The sequence below is a fragment of the Pseudomonas sp. MSSRFD41 genome, from assembly GCF_014230245.1.
GTDB classification, from domain to species: domain Bacteria; phylum Pseudomonadota; class Gammaproteobacteria; order Pseudomonadales; family Pseudomonadaceae; genus Aquipseudomonas; species Aquipseudomonas piscis.
Map to the genome: position 1 here is coordinate 124,897 of NZ_JACKZK010000010.1, position 18,705 is coordinate 143,601.

13 protein-coding genes, 1 other RNA gene and 1 pseudogene are annotated in these 18,705 nt (G+C 63.6%); 9 read left to right on the forward strand and 6 right to left on the reverse strand.

The features are described 5' to 3' along the window. Positions 1-24: 24 nt before the first annotated feature. Positions 25-2,424: a xanthine dehydrogenase molybdopterin binding subunit gene (gene xdhB / locus H7A76_RS17100; protein WP_185699591.1), complete on the reverse strand. Its 2,400-nt coding sequence runs from the start codon at positions 2,422-2,424 to the stop codon at positions 25-27. Beyond that, complete coding sequence (xdhA, locus tag H7A76_RS17105) at positions 2,417-3,871, reverse strand: xanthine dehydrogenase small subunit (protein WP_185699592.1); 1,455 nt, start codon at positions 3,869-3,871, stop codon at positions 2,417-2,419. Before xdhA ends, xdhB begins: the two co-directional genes overlap by 8 nt. A 312-nt stretch (positions 3,872-4,183) precedes the next feature. Here xdhA and H7A76_RS17110 point away from each other — a divergent pair, with 312 nt between their 5' ends. The 6 genes from H7A76_RS17110 (at position 4,184) to H7A76_RS17135 (ending at position 12,903) form a co-directional block, all read left to right on the forward strand. Next, positions 4,184-4,843, forward strand: coding sequence for a GntR family transcriptional regulator (locus H7A76_RS17110; protein ID WP_185699593.1), 660 nt, complete (start codon positions 4,184-4,186; stop codon positions 4,841-4,843). Between the two features lie 2 nt (positions 4,844-4,845). Further along, the gene (smc, locus tag H7A76_RS17115) at positions 4,846-8,334 is read left to right on the forward strand and encodes a chromosome segregation protein SMC (protein WP_185699594.1); all 3,489 of its coding nucleotides are present in this window, start codon (positions 4,846-4,848) and stop codon (positions 8,332-8,334) included. 257 nt (positions 8,335-8,591) lie between these two features. Then, positions 8,592-9,446: a cell division protein ZipA gene (gene zipA, locus H7A76_RS17120; protein ID WP_185699595.1), complete on the forward strand. Its 855-nt coding sequence runs from the start codon at positions 8,592-8,594 to the stop codon at positions 9,444-9,446. Positions 9,447-9,576: 130 nt separating this feature from the next. Beyond that, positions 9,577-11,949, forward strand: coding sequence for an NAD-dependent DNA ligase LigA (ligA, locus tag H7A76_RS17125; RefSeq protein WP_185699596.1), 2,373 nt, complete (start codon positions 9,577-9,579; stop codon positions 11,947-11,949). Between the two features lie 166 nt (positions 11,950-12,115). After that, positions 12,116-12,212: signal recognition particle sRNA small type (ffs, locus tag H7A76_RS17130), an RNA gene on the forward strand. Between the two features lie 187 nt (positions 12,213-12,399). Next, positions 12,400-12,903, forward strand: a complete 504-nt coding sequence (locus H7A76_RS17135; RefSeq protein ID WP_185699597.1) for a GrpB family protein — start codon at positions 12,400-12,402, stop codon at positions 12,901-12,903. A gap of 15 nt (positions 12,904-12,918) precedes the next feature. Here H7A76_RS17135 and H7A76_RS17140 read toward each other — a convergent pair whose 3' ends face one another. After that, a complete protein-coding gene (locus H7A76_RS17140) occupies positions 12,919-13,785 on the reverse strand; it encodes a LysR family transcriptional regulator (protein ID WP_185699598.1) in 867 nt (288 codons plus the stop codon). A 100-nt stretch (positions 13,786-13,885) separates the two neighbouring features. Between H7A76_RS17140 and H7A76_RS17145 the strand changes: the two genes are divergently transcribed. Next, a complete protein-coding gene (locus H7A76_RS17145; protein WP_312026259.1) occupies positions 13,886-14,803 on the forward strand; it encodes a DMT family transporter in 918 nt (305 codons plus the stop codon). 19 nt (positions 14,804-14,822) lie between these two features. On the opposite strand, the gene H7A76_RS17150 is transcribed toward H7A76_RS17145, so the two are convergent. The 3 genes from H7A76_RS17150 to H7A76_RS17160 form a co-directional block, all read right to left on the reverse strand. After that, positions 14,823-15,716: a DUF2167 domain-containing protein gene (locus tag H7A76_RS17150; protein ID WP_185699600.1), complete on the reverse strand. Its 894-nt coding sequence runs from the start codon at positions 15,714-15,716 to the stop codon at positions 14,823-14,825. A gap of 146 nt (positions 15,717-15,862) precedes the next feature. Then, positions 15,863-16,234, reverse strand: a complete 372-nt coding sequence (locus H7A76_RS17155) for a VOC family protein (protein WP_185699601.1) — start codon at positions 16,232-16,234, stop codon at positions 15,863-15,865. A 135-nt stretch (positions 16,235-16,369) separates the two neighbouring features. Continuing rightward, positions 16,370-16,684, reverse strand: coding sequence for a helix-turn-helix domain-containing protein (locus H7A76_RS17160; RefSeq protein ID WP_185699602.1), 315 nt, complete (start codon positions 16,682-16,684; stop codon positions 16,370-16,372). A 441-nt stretch (positions 16,685-17,125) separates the two neighbouring features. Between H7A76_RS17160 and H7A76_RS32830 the strand changes: the two are divergent. Together H7A76_RS32830 and H7A76_RS17165 are read left to right on the forward strand one after the other, a co-directional pair. Then, positions 17,126-17,407: pseudogene (locus H7A76_RS32830) on the forward strand (PAS domain-containing protein); the annotation flags it as partial. A gap of 186 nt (positions 17,408-17,593) precedes the next feature. Continuing rightward, positions 17,594-18,691, forward strand: a complete 1,098-nt coding sequence (locus H7A76_RS17165) for a methyl-accepting chemotaxis protein (protein ID WP_409519191.1) — start codon at positions 17,594-17,596, stop codon at positions 18,689-18,691. The last annotated feature ends 14 nt before the right edge of the window (positions 18,692-18,705 follow it).

An 18,705-nucleotide genomic window follows, 5' to 3' on the forward strand; every position in this document is an offset into this window, starting at 1 on the left:
TGTCTGTTCCGGCCTCATCGCGGTCTAGAGCGGAGCCAGTTCGGATTCGCTCTCGACGGCCTTCGCCACTTGCAACTGGCGCATCTGCTCACAGCCCCAGAGCACCCGCTCCGGGGTCGCCGGGGCGTCGATCCGTGGCTGGTGCCGGTAGTCGCCGAGGCTGGCCACGGCGTCCTTGATGGCGCACCAGGCGGCGATGCCGAGCATGAATGGTGGTTCGCCCACCGCCTTGGAGTGGAACACCGTGTCTTCCGGGTTCTTGCGGTTCTCCACCAGCTTGACCCGCAGGTCCGCCGGCATGTCCGCCACTGCCGGGATCTTGTAGCTGGCCGGGCCGCAGGTCTCAAGCTTGCCCTTGGCGTTCCATACCAATTCCTCGGTGGTCAGCCAGCCCATGCCCTGGATGAAGCCGCCTTCCACCTGGCCGATGTCGATGGCCGGGTTCAGCGACGCGCCGACGTCATGCAGGATATCGGTGCGCAGCATCTTGTATTCGCCGGTCAGGGTATCGACGAGCACCTCGGCGCAGGCCGCGCCGAAGGCGAAGTAGTAGAACGGCCGGCCGCGGGCCTGGGCGCGGTCGTAGTAGATCTTCGGCGTCTTGTAGAAGCCGGTGCTGGACAGCGACACCTGGGCGAAATACGCCTGCTGGATCAGTTCCTCGAAGGTCAGGATCAGCTCGCGAACCCGCACGTGGCCGTTGTGGAACTCTACATCTTCCTCGCTGACCTGGTACTTGCGCGCGGCGAACTCCACCAGCCGGTCCTTGATGGTCTGCGCCGCGTTCTGCGCCGCCTTGCCGTTGAGGTCGGCGCCACTGGAGGCCGCGGTCGGCGAGGTGTTGGGCACCTTGTCGGTATTGGTGGCGGTGATTTGCACCCGGCCGATATCGACCTGGAACACCTCGGCCACCACCTGGGCCACCTTGGTGTTCAGGCCCTGGCCCATCTCGGTGCCGCCATGGTTGAGGTGGATGCTGCCGTCGGTGTAGACGTGGACCAGCGCGCCGGCCTGGTTGAGGAAGCTGGCGGTGAAGGAGATGCCGAATTTCACCGGGGTCAGGGCCAGGCCTTTCTTCAGCACCGGGCTGTTGGCGTTGTACAGCCGGATGGCTTCGCGGCGCTCGGCATACTGGCTGCTGGCCTCCAGTTCGGCGGTCATTTCCTCGAGCATGTTGTGCTCGACGGTCTGGTAGTAGTGGGTGACGTTGCGCTCGGTCTTGCCGTAGTAATTGGCCTTGCGCACCGCCAGCGGGTCCAGGTGCAGGTAGCGGGCGATGGCGTCCATCACTTCCTCGATGGCGACCATGCCTTGGGGGCCGCCGAAACCGCGATAGGCGGTGTTGGAGGCGGTGTTGGTCTTGCAGCGGTGGCCGTTGACCGTGGCGTCGCCCAGGTAGTAGGCATTGTCGGCGTGGAACATTGCCCGGTCGACGATGGACGCCGACAGGTCCGGCGAGCAGCCGCAGTTGCCCGCCAGTTCCAGCTGGATGCCGTGCAGCCGGCCACTGTCGTCGAAGCCCACGTCGTATTCGATGTAGAAGGGGTGGCGCTTGCCGGTCATCAGCATGTCCTCGACCCGGGGCAGGCGCATCTTGGTCGGCTGGCCGGTGAGGCGCGCGATCACCGCGCACAGGCAGGCGGGGCTGGCCGCCTGGGTTTCCTTGCCGCCGAAGCCGCCCCCCATGCGACGCATGTCCACCACGATCTTGTTCATCGAGACGTCCAGCACCTCGGCCACCAGCTTCTGCACTTCGGTGGGATTCTGGGTCGAGCAATAGACGATCATGCCGCCGTCCTCGGTGGGCATCACCGAGGAGATCTGGGTCTCCAGGTAGAAATGCTCCTGGCCACCGATGTGCAGGGTGCCCTGGATGCGGTGGCTGGCGCTGGCCAGGGCGCTGGCCGAGTCGCCGCGCTGATGGGTGTGGCTGTCGAGCACGAAGTGGCGCTTGCGCAGGGCCTCGACCACGTCCAGCACCGGCTCCAGGTCCTCGTACTCGATGATCGCGGCCATGGCGGCCTGGCGTGCGGTATCCAGGTCGCGGGCGGCCACCGCCAGCACCGGCTGGCCGACGTATTGCACGGTGTCGATGGCCAGCAACGGGTCGCCGGGCAACAGCGGGCCAATGTCCTTGAGGCCGGGAATGTCCTCGTGGGTGATGACGATGCGCACCCCTTCGAAGGCATGGCAGGGCGCCGTATCGATGCTGATGATCCGGGCGTGGGCGCGGTCCGAGAGCCGAGCATAGACATGCAGCTGGTTGGGGAATTCCAGGCGGTCGTCGATGTACACCGCTTCGCCGGACACGTGTTTTTCGGCGCTGTCATGCTTGACGCTGCGACCGACGCCGGTGGTCAGGTCCTGGCGAAACAGGGCCGAGAGTTCGTCCTGGGTCTTTTCGACCTTGTGCTGGTTAGACATGAGCGGTCACCCGGGTCTGGATGTGCGGTGTGTGCAGTTCGATGAAGTACTTGCGCAGCAGGTTCTGCGCGCTCAGCAGGCGGTACTCCTTGCTCGCGCGAAAATCCGAGAGCGGCGTGAAGTCCTGGGCCAGGGCCGCGCAGGCCTGCTCGATGCTCGCCTGGGTCCAGTCGGCGCCGGTCAGGATCGCCTCGCAGTGCCTGGCGCGCTTGGGAGTGGCGGCCATGCCGCCGAAGGCGATGCGCGCCTCCTCGATCACGCCGTCGACTATCCGCAGGTTGAAGGCCGCGCAGACGGCGGAGATATCGTCGTCCAGGCGCTTGGACACCTTGTAGGCGCGGAACTGCCGCTCGGCGCTGGCGCGGGGCACGATGATCTTCTCGATGAACTCGCTGTCCTGGCGGGCGGTGACGCGGTAATCGATGAAGTAATCCTCCAGGGCCAGGGTCCGGCGCACCTGGCCCTTGCACAGCACGATCTGCGCGCCCAGGGCGATCAGCAGCGGCGGCGAGTCGCCGATGGGCGAGGCGTTGCCGATATTGCCGCCCAGGGTGCCCTGGTTGCGGATCTGCAGCGAGGCGAAGCGTTGCAGCAGTTCGCCGAAGTCCGGGTACTCGCCGCGCAGGGCGTCGTAGCAATCGGTGAGGGTGGTGGCCGCGCCGATCTCCAGGCGGTCGTCGAAGCATTCGATGCGCTTGAGCTCGGCGATATTGCCGACGTAGATCATCACCGGCAGGGTACGGTGGAACTGCGTCACCTCCAGCGCCAGGTCGGTGCCGCCGGCCAGCAGGCGGGCCTGGGGATAGGCGTCGTAGAGGTCGGCCAGGTCGGCGACGGTCAGGGGCACCAGGCAGCGCTTGTCACCGCTGTTGAGCTCGGCCGTGTCTTGCGGGGCGATGGCCTTGAGGCGGGCGATGGTCTCGGCCTGGCGGGCATCGAACTGGTCGCCGCGCTCATCAGCGCAGGCCTGTTCGGCGGCGGCGAGGATCGGCCGGTAGCCGGTGCAGCGGCAAAGGTTGCCGGCCAGGGCTTCGTGGGCCTTGTGGCTGTCGGGCCGGCTGCTGTTCTTCTGCAGGGCGAACAGCGACATGACGAAGCCCGGCGTGCAGAAGCCGCACTGCGAGCCGTGGCAGTCGACCATGGCCTGCTGCACGCTATGCAACTGGCCCTGGTGCTTGAGGCCTTCGATGCTGATCAGTTGCTTGCCGTGCAGGGAGGATACGAAGGTCAGGCACGAGTTGAGGCTGCGGTAGCGGATCGATTCGTCGCCCCGGGCATCGACTTGCAGCTCGCCGACCACCACGGTGCAGGCCCCGCAGTCACCACTGGCACAGCCTTCCTTGGTGCCGGGCTTGCCCAGGTGTTCGCGCAGGTAGTCGAGCACGGTCAGGTTCGGGTCCAGGGTGCGCTCGCTGCGGAGCTCCTGGTTGAATAGAAACTGGATCACGGAAGGCCTCGCAAACTCATTATTGTTGTTAAGCGACGTGGGCCGAATTTAGTCATGTCTGACTTTTCGGTCAATAATTTTCTGACTTGTAGGTCAGGAAATTTATTCACCCAACAATTCAAGTATGACCAAGATCCTCATGGCCGCAGGCGCGGGGCCGGGCAGCAGTCGACAAGCAGCGGCGCAGACCCGACCGATAGCCGTCCGTCTGCGGGTTTCATGGCAAATTCCGCTGCCCTGGCACTCCGCGCCGGGGTATCAATTGCGCTACACTTCGCCGCTTGTGCCGATTAAAGATTCTGAAGGAAAACCATGACGTTCAAGGCGCCGGACAGTCTCGCCGAGCAAATTGCTCACCACCTCGCCGAACGTATCATTCGCGGGGATCTCAAGCCTGGGGAGCGCATTCAGGAACAGAAGGTCACCCTGGCCCTCAATGTCAGTCGCGGCTCGGTCCGCGAAGCCTTGCTGATCCTGGAGCGCCGCCACCTGATCGCCATCCTGCCGCGCCGCGGCGCCCATGTGACCGAGCTCACCGAGCACAAGGTCCGCAGCCTCTGCACCCTGATGAGCGAGATGTACATCCTGCTCGGCAACTCGGTGGCCAGCGGCTGGCAGCAGCAAAGCGACATGGCGCCGTTCCTGCAGATCCAGCAACGCCTGGAAAGTGCCTACCAGAGCCAGGACATCCGCGCCTTCGTCGAAGACAGCTTCAGCGTGATGCGCGCCGCCTATCCCTTCGCCAACAACCCGTACCTGCAGGAGACCGTCGAGAACCTGCAGCCGGCCATGAGCCGCGCCTATTACCTGGCGCTGGACCAGCGCAAGGCGTCCATGAGCGAGTACCTGGAGTTGTTCGAGCAGCTGCTGGCTGCCGTGCTGGCCCGTGACCTGGCGCAGATCCGCCGGGTGCTGACGGCCTACGGCCAGCGCAGCAGCGACCTGGTGGTGTCTGCCCTGGCGGATGCGTAAACGTGCGACTCAAGTGCATCAAGCTGGCGGGGTTCAAATCCTTCGTCGATCCGACCACGGTCAACTTCCCCAGTAACATGGCGGCGGTGGTCGGGCCCAATGGCTGCGGCAAGTCGAACATCATCGATGCCGTACGCTGGGTGATGGGCGAAAGCTCGGCGAAGAACCTGCGCGGCGAATCGATGACCGACGTCATCTTCAATGGTTCCACCAGCCGCAAGCCGGTGAGCCAGGCGAGCATCGAGCTGGTATTCGACAACTCCGATGGCACCCTGGTGGGTGAGTACGCGGCCTATGCGGAGATCTCCATTCGCCGCAAGGTGACCCGCGACAGCCAGAACAGCTACTACCTGAACGGCGCCAAGTGCCGTCGCCGCGACATCACCGACATCTTCCTCGGCACCGGCCTCGGGCCACGCAGCTACTCGATCATCGAGCAGGGCATGATCTCCAAGTTGATCGAAGCCAAGCCCGAGGACCTGCGCAACTTCATCGAGGAAGCCGCGGGCATTTCCAAGTACAAGGAGCGCCGGCGCGAGACGGAAAACCGCATCCGCCGGACCCATGAGAACCTGGCGCGCCTGACCGACCTGCGCGAGGAGCTGGAGCGCCAGCTCGAGCGCCTGCATCGCCAGGCCCAGGCCGCTGAGAAATACCAGGAATACAAGGCCGAGGAGCGTCAGCTCAAGGCGCAACTGTCGGCCTTGCGCTGGCAGGCGCTGAACGAGCAGGTGGGGCAGCGCGAGTCGGTGATCGGCAGCCAGGAGGTCAGCTTCGAGGCCCTGGTGGCCGAGCAGCGCAACGCCGATGCCGCCATCGAGCGCCTGCGCGACGGCCACCATGAGCTGTCCGAACGCTTCAACCAGGTGCAGGGACGCTTCTACTCGGTAGGTGGCGACATCGCCCGGGTCGAGCAGAGCATCCAGCACGGCCAGCAGCGCTTGCGCCAGTTGCAGGACGACCTCAAGGAAGCCGAGCGCGCGCGACTGGAGACCGAGTCGCACCTGGGCCACGACCGCACCTTGCTGGCGACCCTGGGCGAAGAGCTGGCGCTGCTCGAGCCCGAGCAGGCACTCACCAGCGCCGCTGCCGAGGAAGCCGCGGCGGCCCTGGAAGAGTCCGAGGCCACCATGCATGGTTGGCAGGAACAGTGGGACGCGTTCAACCTCAGGTCCGCCGAGCCAAGGCGCCAGGCGGAAGTGCAGCAGTCGCGCATCCAGCAGTTGGAGGCCAGCCTGGAACGCCTGGCCGAGCGCCAGCGCCGCCTGGGCGAAGAGCGCGAGCAACTGGCTGCCGATCCGGAAGACGCGGCCATGCTCGAGCTCCATGAACAACTGGCCGCCAGCGAGGCCACCCTCGAAGACCTGCAAGCCAGCGAGGAGTCCCAGGTCGAGCGCCTGGAACAGCTGCGCCAGCAGTTGCAGCAGGCGACCCAGGCCCAGCAGCAAGCCCAGGGCGAGTTGCAGCGGCTCAATGGTCGCCTGGCGTCCCTGGAGGCGCTGCAGCAAGCGGCCCTGGACCCGGATACCGGCACCGCCCAATGGCTGCGTGAGCAGCAACTGGCCGAGCGTCCACGCCTGGCCGATGACCTGCAGGTGGAGGCCGGCTGGGAGCTGGCGGTGGAAACCGTGCTGGGTGCCGATCTGCAGGCAGTGCTGGTGGAGGATTTCACCGGTATCGACCTGGCTGGGTTCGAGCAGGGCGACCTGCGCTTGTTGAGCCTGCCGGGAGAGGCTTCGTCCTTGCCCGGCAGCTTGCTGGACAAGGTGCAGTCCCAGGTCGACCTGGCGCCCTGGTTGGGCCAGGTCAGGCCGGTGGACAGCCTCGAGCAGGCCTTGGCCTTGCGTGGCCAGCTGGCGGCGGGGCAGAGCCTGATCAGCCGCGACGGTTATTGGGTCGGCCGGCATTTCCTGCGGGTGCGTCGCGCCAGCGACGCGCAGAGCGGGGTGTTGGCCCGGGGCCAGGAAATCCAGCAACTGATACTCGAGCGCGACGAGCGTGAAGCCAGTGTCGAGGACCTGGAAAGCCAGTTGCTCAACCTGCGGGCCCAGCAGCGCCAGCAGGAAAACGGGCGTGAGCATCTGCGCCGGCTATTGCAGGACGAGGCTCGCCAGCAGGGTGAGTTGAAAGCCCTGTTGTCCGCTGGCAAGGCCAAGGCCGAGCAGTTGCATCTGCGCCGTAGCCGCCTCGACGAGGAACTGGTCGAGCTGGCTGAGCAGCGCGAACTGGAGCATGAGCAGATCGGCGAGGCGCGCCTGCAACTGCAGGATGCGCTGGACGGCATGGCCTTGGACACCGAGCAGCGCGAGTCGCTGCTGGCCCAGCGCGACAGCTTGCGCGAGCGTCTCGACCGGGTGCGCCAGGAGGCACGCCAGCACAAGGACCACGCCCATCAGTTGGCGGTGCGCATGGGCTCGCTCAAGGCCCAGCACGATTCCACGCGCCAGGCCCTGGAGCGCCTGGAGATGCAGTCCGAGCGCCTGACCGAGAAGCGCGAACAGTTGAGCCTCAACCTGGAGGAAGGCGAGGCGCCCCTGGAAGAGTTGCGCCTCAAGCTCGAAGAGTTGCTGGAGCGGCGCATGAGCGTGGATGTCGAGCTCAAGGCCGCGCAGATCGCCATGGAGGATGCCGACCGTGAATTGCGTGAAGCCGAGAAGCGTCGCAGCCAGGCCGAGCAGCAGTCGCAGTTGATCCGCGGGCAGCTCGAGCAGCAACGGATGGAATGGCAGGCGCTGAGCGTGCGGCGCAAGGCGCTGCAGGAGCAGTTGCTGGCCGATGGCTACGACCTGGACGGGGTGCTGGCGACCCTGGCGGCGGATGCCAGCGAGCCTGCCGCGGAAGAGGAACTGGAGCGGATTGCGGCGCGGATCCAGCGCCTGGGGGCGATCAACCTCGCGGCGATCGACGAATACCGCCAGCAATCCGAGCGCAAGCGCTACCTGGATGCCCAGGATGCCGACCTGGTACAGGCCCTGGAAACCCTGGAGAACGTGATCCGCAAGATCGACAAGGAAACCCGGAACCGGTTCAAGGACACTTTCGACCAGATCAATGGTGGCCTGCAGGCATTGTTTCCAAAAGTTTTCGGTGGCGGCAGCGCTTATTTGGAACTGACGGGCGAAGATCTACTCGATACAGGGGTGACGATCATGGCGCGCCCTCCGGGTAAGAAGAACAGCACTATTCATTTGCTCTCCGGTGGAGAAAAGGCACTGACCGCCCTGGCCCTGGTATTCGCCATCTTCAAGTTGAATCCGGCACCTTTCTGCATGCTCGACGAAGTTGACGCACCGCTGGATGACGCTAACGTTGGACGCTATGCAAAGCTGGTCAAGGAGATGTCGCAAACGGTGCAGTTCATCTATATCACCCACAACAAGATCGCCATGGAAATGGCCGATCAATTGATGGGGGTGACGATGCACGAGCCCGGTTGTTCGCGCCTGGTAGCCGTGGATGTCGAAGAGGCCATGGCGATGGTGGACGCTTGAGCCGGCAGGGTTGAGGGGGCTGTGGGGGGCAGCGCAGGTGGTTTTTCACCATTGTCGGGCTAGCCAGGCGACATATTGGCCATAAGCGGCGCGACAGACGGTGTAAAGTTGCCTTTGGTCGTGCTAGTTTAATGTCAATTTTTTCTACGCGTGAGCAAAAGGCCATTCAGAACATAGAGTTGGCGCCACGTTTTAAAGCGGTTTGCAGATTGTAAGCCCCTTATTTTTCAGCATTTTTCATAGAGGCACGGGATTACATGGAAATCGGTCTGCGCGAGTGGCTGATCGTCATCGGCATTATTGTCATCGCCGGTATTCTTTTTGATGGCTGGCGGCGTATGCGCGGCGGCAAGGGCAAGTTGAAGTTCCGTCTTGATCGAAGTCTTTCCAACTTGCCGGACGATGATGGCAATGCCGAATTGCTGGGTCCGTCCCGGGTGCTGGACAACCACAAGGAACCGCAACTGGATGAGCATGACTTGCCTTCGGTGAGCATGCCGGCCCGCGAGCCCCGGGAAAGTTCTTCGTCCAAGCGTGGCAAGCGTGGCAGCGAGCCGCAGCAGGGTGACCTGAACCTGGACCTGGATCTGGACAGCGGCCCGGGCTTCAGCAGCCGTGACGATGATTTCCCGGCCGATGAAGGCAAGGCTGCCAGCCTCGGCGACAAGGAGCAGCCCCAGGCCGAGGAAGTGCTGGTGATCAGCGTGATCTGCCGCGATGCAGCGGGCTTCAAGGGCCCGGCGCTGTTGCAGAACATCCTCGAGAGCGGCCTGCGTTTTGGCGAGATGGATATTTTCCACCGCCACGAAAGCATGGCTGGCAACGGCGAGGTGCTGTTCTCCATGGCCAACGCGGTCAAGCCCGGGGTGTTCGACCTGGACGATATCGACCACTTCAGCACTCCGGCCGTGAGCTTCTTCCTGGGCCTGCCGGGCCCACGTCATCCGAAACAGGCTTTCGACGTGATGGTGGCCGCGGCGCGCAAGTTGTCCCAGGAACTCAATGGCGAGCTCAAGGACGACCAGCGCAGCGTCCTGACCGCCCAGACCATCGAGCATTACCGCCAGCGCATCGTCGAGTTCGAGCGTCGCGCCCTCACCCAGAAGCGGTGATCCTCTGATCGCTGGCCAGCGATTTCGCCAAAGCGGGATCTATCCTGTAGGAGTCGACCGGCCAGCCAAGCCTGTACACAATTTTCGATCGAGCAGCCTAGGCTGCTCTTTTGCTTTATGAGAGAACCCCATGACCGCCGCCGAAACCCGCATTCTTGAGCTGCGTGCCGAGCTGGACCTGCACAACTATCGCTACCATGTGCTCGATGAGCCCAGCATCCCGGATGCCGAGTACGACCGCCTGTTCCGTGAGCTCAAGGCCCTGGAGGCCGAGTACCCGGAGCTGGTGACCAGTGACTCGCCGACCCAGCGGGTCGGCAGCGCGGCGCTCTCGGCTTTCACCCAGGTCCGCCATGAGATCCCCATGCTCAGCCTGGGCAACGCCTTCGAAGAAGTCGACATGCGCGAGTTCGATCGCCGGGTCAATGAGGGCCTGGACCTGCCGAGCGGCGACCTGTTCGGCGGTGGCGCGGTGGTGCAGTACAGTTGCGAGCCCAAGCTCGACGGCCTGGCGGTCAGCCTGCTGTACCAGGACGGTGTGCTGGTGCGTGGCGCCACCCGGGGCGACGGCACCACCGGCGAGGACATCAGCATCAACGTGCGTACCGTGCGCAACATTCCGCTGAAGCTGCAGGGCAGTGGTTGGCCGGCGACCCTGGAAGTGCGTGGTGAGGTGTTCATGTCCAAGGCCGGCTTCGAGCGCTTGAACGCCGCGCAACTGGAGGCGGGCGGCAAGACCTTCGCCAACCCGCGCAACGCCGCGGCGGGCAGCCTGCGCCAGCTGGATTCGAAGATCACCGCCAGTCGGCCCCTGGAGTTCTGTTGCTACGGCCTGGGCCAGGTCACGGCGGACATCGCCGATACCCATATCGGCAACCTCGAGCAGCTCAAGCAGTGGGGCATGCCCATCAGTCGCGAGCTGCGCCTGGCCAAGGGGATCGACGAGTGTCTGGACTACTACCGCGAGATCGGCGAGCGGCGTAACGCGCTGCCCTACGAAATCGACGGCGTGGTGTTCAAGGTCAACAGCATCGCTTCCCAGCGCGAGCTGGGCTTCCGTGCCCGGGAGCCGCGCTGGGCCATCGCCCACAAGTTTCCGGCCATGGAAGAACTCACCGAGTTGTTGGATGTGGAGTTCCAGGTCGGTCGTACTGGCGCGGTGACGCCGGTGGCGCGCTTGAAACCGGTCAAGGTGGCGGGGGTGACCGTATCCAACGCCACCTTGCACAACATGGACGAAGTGGCGCGCCTGGGGCTGATGATCGGCGACACGGTGATCATCCGGCGTGCCGGCGACGTGATCCCGCAGGTGGTGCAAGTGATCACCGAACGGCGTCCGCAGGATGCCCGGCCGGTGCAGATTCCCGAAAGCTGCCCGGTCTGTGGCTCCCATGTCGAGCGCACGCAACTGGTCAAGCGCAGCAAGGGCCGCGAAACCGTCAGCGAAGGTGCGGTCTATCGCTGCGTGGGCCGCCTGGCCTGCGGTGCCCAGCTCAAGCAGGCGATCATCCACTTCGTGTCCCGGCGTGCCATGGATATCGAAGGCCTGGGGGACAAGACCATCGAGCAACTGGTGGACGAGCAGCTCATCGCCTCGCCGGCCGATCTCTACAAGCTCGAGTACGAGCAGATCATCGATTTGGAAGGCTTTGCCGAGGTCTCCAGCAACAAGCTGCTCAAGGCCATCGAAGACAGCAAGCGCCCGTCACTGGCGCGTTTCGTCTATGCCCTGGGCATCCCCGATGTCGGCGAAGAGACCGCCAAGGTCCTGGCGCGCTCCCTGGGCACCCTGGAGCGGGTACGCCAGGCGTTGCCGCAGGTGTTGACCTACCTGCCGGATGTCGGCCTGGAAGTCGCCCACGAAATCCACAGTTTCTTCGAGGACAGCCATAACCAGCAGGTGATCGGCGCCTTGCTGGCGGCGGACCAGTGCGCCCTGGTGCTGCAGGACCAGGGCGAGCTGGGGGCGGAATTCGCCGCCAGCACCACCTTGGGCGGCATGCTCGACAAGCTGAACATTCCTTCAGTGGGACCGGGTGCGGCACAGAAGCTGGCGGACAAGTTCGGTTCCTTGCAAGGGGTGATCGACGCCGATTGGCTGGACATGCGCCAGGCCTTGCCGGAGAAGCAGGCCAAGGCGGTCCGTGAGTTCTTCGACAATCCCGATAATGCCCAGTTGGCCCAGGCCATCGAGCAGCAGTTGCGTGACTTCGGCATGCACTGGCAGAGCGAGAAGAAGGTGGTCGAAGGCTTGCCCCTGGCCGGCCAGACCTGGGTGCTGACCGGTTCCCTGGAGTTGATGAGCCGCGATGTGGCCAAGGACAAGCTGGAAAGCCTGGGAGCCAAGGTAGCGGGTTCGGTTTCGGCCAAGACCCATTGCGTGGTGGCGGGGCCCGGGGCCGGTTCCAAGTTGGCCAAGGCCAACGAACTGGGCCTGAAGGTGCTGGACGAGGAGGCATTCGTCGCCTTCCTTGGTGAGCACGGCATTTCCGCTTCCGCCTGAAGCTTGGGCCGGCCGGCGCGAGCCAGCGTCCGTCGGCCCTGCTTGGCGACACTCCAAGTGCTTGAAGCCCTTCGAGTTTTTTATTCTGCAATGAGCGGTTGTATCTTCAACTCAGATAGGTACAATGGCGCGGCTCGCCGTCAGGTGAGCGTCGTTATGGTGGCCCCATCGGTCCCCCCGCAACGATTACCCGTCAACCTGGTCAGGCCCGGAAGGGAGCAGCCACAGCGGGAACATTGTGTGCCGGGGTGTGGCTGGTGGGGCTGCCTCCATAACGCCCTCGTCGGTCCTCGATGAGTCCTAGCCAAAGCAGAATCCTGAATCTTGTACAGCGCAAGCTGTGCAGGTTTTGTCGCGCCTGCAGGTTTTATTACCTGTCCTGGCGGCTTCGGCGTGCAGTGTCAGCTGCACTCGGCGCCGGGGATGGCAACCCCTACACAAGGAGTGAACATGGCGTTGACCAGCAAGATTTCCCCCTACGACCCGCGATGGCCCCTGGCATTCGCCGCCGAGCGCGAGCGTATTGCGCCGGGTTTTGCCGATGATCTGCTGGCCATTCACCACGTGGGCAGTACTGCCGTGGCCGGGCTTGCGGCCAAGCCGGAAATCGATGTGCTGCTGGTGGTCGCGCAGCATCGGGACGAGGCGCTGCGCCAGGCTTTCATGGCGACCTTGGGTTATGTCCGAGGCAGCGATTTGTCTGCCGGACATCATTTCTATCGGCGGGACGTCGCTGGGGTGCGGACCCACAAGGTGCACGTGTGCCTGGCGGGGCATGGGCAGATCCGGCGGATGCTGGGGTTTCGCGACCTGTTGCGCAGCGACCCCGACCTGCGCCAGCGCTATCAGGAACTGAAGTTGCAGCTGCAAGCCAGTAACCGCGACGGCATCGGTGAGTACCTCGCGGGCAAGGCGCCTTTCATCGATGCGGTGATGGAGAGCTGTCGGTCGTGATTGCTCCGGGCGCGCTCATGCGCCGAGTTTCTCGCGCAGCAACTGGGCGAAGGCATCCCGGGCGCGGTGCTGCTGCACGTCCTGGTGCCAGACAAAACGGTTGTCTACCGGCGCCAGGTCATCGAAGCGCTGCACGGTCAGGGTCGAGGACTGCGCATAACGATCCAGTACCCCTTCGGGGATCAGCGACACCCCCACGCCCGCACTGACGCAGCCGATGATGGTGCCCCAGCTGGCATAGCCAGTGATCGGCAGGTTCAGGCCGTGCTTGCCGAGCCAGTTCTCCAGGGCGCGGCGATAGGGGCAACCGGCTGGCCACATGAACAAGTGCTGGCCCTGCAGGTCGCTGGCGCTGTGGATCGGTGCGCTGCCGGCACTGGAAATCAGCACCAGGGGTTCGTGGTAGAGCACGGTCTGTTGCAGTTTCGCCGGCAGCGTATCGATGGCCACCAGGGCGCCGTCGATACGCTGGTGGCGCAATGCTTCGAAGAGTTGCGACCAAGTGCCAGTGACCAGTTCCACGCTGACGTGTGGGTAGCGCCGGTGATATTCGGCCAATAGCGGTGGTAAGCGGCCGCCGGCGCAGGACTCGATCGAACCCAGGCGCAGCGGGCCGCTGGGTTCGGCCTGGCTGTCGACCGCGCGTCGGGCCTCGTCCACCAGGGCGAGGATGCGCTCGCTGTAGCCGAGGAAGATTTCCCCGGCCGGGCTGATCCTCAGGCCGCGCCCGATGCGGGTGAACAAGGGGGTGCCCAGTTCGTTTTCCAGCTGCTTGAGGCGGTTGGTGATATTGGACGGCACGCAGTGCAACTGCTCGGCCGCGCGGGCGATGCTGCCGAAGCGGGCCACGGCTTGCACCATCTTCAATTGAGCCAGTTCCATCGTTCATTTCTCGTGAGTAATGGGCTCAGTATTGATCAATTGTTGTGAGCTTTCGAGGGCGCGACACTGCAACTCCCTACCTTGCCTGGAAGTTTGCCTCGTGAAGATCTCGCCCTCGCTGAAACTGGTTCTGGCTACGGCCATGGTCATCTTGTGCTGGGCCTATTCGCCGGTGGGTATCCATATCGGCCTTGAGGGCTACAGTCCCGGGCACCTGGCGTTGCTGCGCTTTCTCATCGCTTCGGTATTCATGGTCGGCATGGCACTGGTTGCGGGTATTTCCCTGCCGCGCTGGCGCGACATGCCCTGGTTACTGGTGCTGGGATTCTTCGCCATCGCCCTGCATCACGTCAGCCTCAACTACGGGCAGCAGGGTTTGAGCGCTGGCGCATCCAGCGTGCTGGCGCAAGCGGCCCCGATCTTCAGCACCCTGATCGCGTTTTTCTGGCTCAGGGAGCCGGTCAGTGCCTGGTGCTGGGGCTGTGTGGCGCTGGGCCTGGTGGGTGCATTGCTGGTGGTGGCTGGTGATCGCGGCCTGGGTTCGATCCAGCCGCAGGGCTTGCTGGTGCTGCTGGCGGCTTTTTCCTGGGGGCTGTATTTCGTGCTGCAGCGGCGCTTTTCCGGGCGCTACGGGCTCTTGACCACAACGTGCTACATGGTCTGGGGCGGGACCTTGCTGTTGGCGGTGTACACCCCGGGCCTGACCCAGGCCGTTGTCCAGGCGCCCTTGCGGGTGAACCTGGCGGTGCTGTTGCTCGGGTTGTTTCCCAGCGCACTGGCTTACCTGGCCTGGGCCTATGTGCTGGCGCGGGTCGAGGTCAGCCGGGCGTCGATCGCCATGTACCTGATCCCGCCGGTGGCCATGCTGCTGGCCGCGATCGTCCTGGGCGAGACGCTGCGCTCCGGGGTGCTGTTGGGGGCGGCGGTGGTGCTGGGGAGTGTGATGGCGATGCAGTTGGAGGGGCGCTGGAGCAAGAGCGCCAGTGCGCGGGCCATGAACGACAAGGCCCCGGTTTGACGGGGCCTTATGCAGTGGATCAGCTTTTCTTCTTGAACAGTCGGCCGATGAAGGCGACGACAGCAAGCACGCCGATGACGATGAACTTCTTGCCGGCCAGGAGCAGGACCCCGAGCTTGGCGAACAGTCCGGCCTTGCTGGCAATACCGCCGGCCACCAAGGCTGCCAGGCCATAGGTGGCCAGCTTGTCGGTGCTCGGGTTGTAGTCGGCGTAGCGGTTACCGTCGGTGAAGTTGGTGAAGGCCAGCACCTTGGGAATCTCGCGCTTGATGGTGGGCAGGTCTTGCATGGAGGCGACCGCATTGAGCTCCAGCACGCCTTCACGACCCAGCACGCGGATGCTGTAGTTCAGGGTGTTGTGCTCGGCGCCTTCGGCCTTGAGCTCGCGGGCCCAGTACATCTTGTGCGATTGCGCGTCATAGCTTGGCTGCTCGGCCCAGCCCAGCAGATGGATGGCGCCGTAGCCTTGCTCCTTGCGCTCTTTGTTGTCTTCCTCGTCCGCGGCCTGCATTTCTTTGAGCAGGTCCTGGTAGTCGATCTTCGCTGCGTCTTCGTCGGAGATGTGGCCGTCGTTCTTGTAGCTGATGATCACGCCCCAGCCTTCGGCGGCCAGCGGGCTGACGTCACTGGGCACGATCATGCCCAGGGTGGTGAAGCCAGGCGGGTTGCCCCAGCCTTCGGTGAGCAGCTTCTCGGTGTCCTTGGGAGTGAGGTAGTAGAACTCCTTGCTCAGATCGAGGCTGGCGATGTCGCCAGGTAGCTTGATGTTGCCGTGGCGTGGCGAGAGCGAGGCGAGAAACTGTTCGGCAGTCTGGGGTTCGGCGTCCTTGGTGTCGGGCGTGTCGGCAGCGTTGGCGAAGAATGGGGTGGCGCAGAGCACGACCATGGCCATGAGGTGACGCAGGTACTTCATCGTATTCCCTTACATTTTGTGACAAGTAATAGGCGCGCAAGGATAACGATGAGCCGCTTGCTGCTCAATGCAATGTTTCCATTTATTTCCGATGAGTGGCGAAGGACGGTCCAAGGGCGACGATTGCGCCCCTGGGAAATAAGAGGTCAGTTCGCGGTGAGGTACAGCACTCGCAGGCGGTGCCCGTCGGGGTCGAGGGCGAGCAGGGTGTAGCCGAAACCCGTCTCGGTCGGCTCCTGGACGATGGTGATGCCCAGCGCCTGCCAGTGACGATGCAGTTCATCCACCGCTTCGCGGCTGTCCACGGCCCAACCCAGTTCGCCACCGCCCGCGCACGCCTGGGATTCGGGCTTGACGGCCTGCCGGGACCAGAGTCCGAGCTTGATTCCCGAGTCGAGGATGAACAGGGCGAAATCCGTCGAAGCCTGCGCCGGCGGCTTGTCCAGCAGGCGGCTGTAGAAGTCCGCGCTGTCAATGGGGCTATCCACGTAGAGCAAAAAATAGGTGTTGGTGATCATCATGACTCCTGGAGGACTGGATTGCAGCGGCAGCTTATGCGCCGGGGCCGTCAGTTCCTGTCAGGAGTCGCAAGGTGAAAAAGAGGCCCGCTCGCAAGGGGGGGCGAGCAGGCCTCTCTTGATTGATTGCGGGGCTCAAGGCTTGGACAAGGCCTGGTCTACCGCTGCTATCAGCTTTCCCAGATCCTTCGGGGTGGCTTTGTGAATGACACCGAACAAATAAGCCCGCTGTTCGTCTTCATCACCCAGATCGGCGAAGAAGGCTTTCAGCTTCACTCCCAGTACTTCGGCCAATAGAAATAGAGCTTCAACGCTGGGGGTGTAGGTGCCGGTTTCGAAGCGGCTGATGGTTTTGGGGTCAAAACCGGTTTTTTCACCTAGTTCAGCCTGAGTAAGCCCCGCTACCTTTCGATAGCGCTTGATGGCTGCACCCAAACTTGAAATTTGCATCGCTCAATTCCCATTTAGAATCAAGAACTTAACGATAAATATTGGCATTAGACAACACCATGTTTCATCACCTTGCTTTGCAAAATGTGATGTATTTCGTAGAATCGGCGCCTCGGACAGGTATTTGGTGATCTAGTTTCAGAAGGCAGGTTTATGAAACAAGAAATCATTGCATTTCCCTTGTTCACCTAAACCCAGGACTTGGCAGAGGCTCGAACGTCTCGTAATCCCGCCAACACTTCGTCCGCCGCCTCCATCTGACGCCTTACCTGATCCTAGTTGATCTATGTCGAACCGACGGTCAACCGCGGCGCAAACCCGCTGTACGGCTGCAATCAGGGCGTATCTTCCGATTGAGTTGTACCGCCAGGAAAGTAATCGCCAATCAATTAATGCCGACTCTGGCAACTATTGATTGCAGGCTGTCTATGGAGTTCTAAAGTGCGTCTCAATTTGCCGGTCAACTCTATCGAGCAGACCTTTCCCGACCAGCAGCGGCTCATATCCGCCACCGATACCAGCAGTCACATTACGTACTGCAATGCCGAGTTCGCCGCCATGAGTGGCTTCAGCCAGGGCGAACTGATCGGCAGCACTCACAACCTGGTACGACATCCGGATATGCCGGCTGCGGTGTTCGAATCCATGTGGCGCTATCTCAAGGCCGGGCGCAGCTGGATGGGGGTGGTGAAGAACCGCTGCAAGAACGGCAACTTCTATTGGGTCAGCGCTTATGTCACGCCGATCCTCGAGGACGGGCGACTGGTGGGGTATGAGTCGGTGCGGGTCAAGCCGACCCGGGAGCAAGTGCGCCGCGCCGAAGCCCTGTATGCAAGGCTGCGCGCCGACAAGTCACCGGTCCCGGCGTGGCGGCACCTGGAGGCTGGCGCCCGGCCTTTATTGCTGCCCATGGCCGTCGCCACGGCCTGCCTGGCGGCATTCAACTGGCTGCCGACCCTGGCGGCCCAGGGCCTGACGCTGGCCGGCTTCCTCGGCGTCGGCCTGTTGGCCCAGCGCCACCTGGGACGACAACTCAAGGAGATCGTCAGCAGCACGCCCAACACCTTCGCCGATCCGATCTGCGCCCTGGCCTATAGCGAATCCCTTGGCCCGGCAGCGCAACTGCAGATGATCCTGGTCAGCGAGGAGGCTCGATTGAAAACCGCCTTGACCCGCCTCAGCGACCTGGCCCGGCAAATGGCGGAAGCGGCGGCCGACTCCAGCCAGTTGTCCAGTCGTACCGAGACGGCTCTTCTGGAGCAGCGGGCGGAAACCGACATGACCGCCGCCGCGATGACCCAGATGGCCGCCTCGATCACCGAAGTCGCCGAACATGTGCAGCACACCGCCAGCGAAGCCCATACCGCCAACCTGCTGGCACAGCAGGGCAGCGAGGTGGCGGGCACTTCCCGTGATGCCATCCAGGTGCTGGCGCGCACGGTCACCCAGATCAACCAGGCGGTGGGCGACCTGGCCGGGCAGACCCAGGACATCATGGTGGCGGCGAGCATGATCCAGGCAATCGCCGACCAGACCAACCTGCTGGCCTTGAATGCGGCCATCGAGGCCGCAAGGGCCGGTGAACAAGGACGCGGGTTTGCCGTGGTGGCCGATGAGGTGCGGGCCTTGGCCGGCAAGACTCGGGAGTCCACCGAACAGATCCAGGGCATCATCCACAGCCTGAGGGCCGGGGCCGACGAGGCGGTGCAGATCGCCAGCCTGGGGATCGAGGAAGCCGAGCAGGGGGTGCGGCAGGTATTGCAGGCGCAGCAGGCCTTGTTAGGCATCGGCGCCGCGGTCGAGCGCATCACCGATATGAGCCAGCAGATGGCTGCCGCTTCCCAGGAGCAGTCCCATGTAGCCGAATCGGTGTCGGAACAGATCAACAGTGTCGCCGCCACGGTGCAGCGCACTGCCGAGAACGCCAGCGCCGGGGTTCTTCGCGGCGCCGAGCTGGAAAACATCTCTTGCGGGCTGCATGCCCTGGTCGAGCGGTTCAACCGCTAGCGACAGTGAGTTCG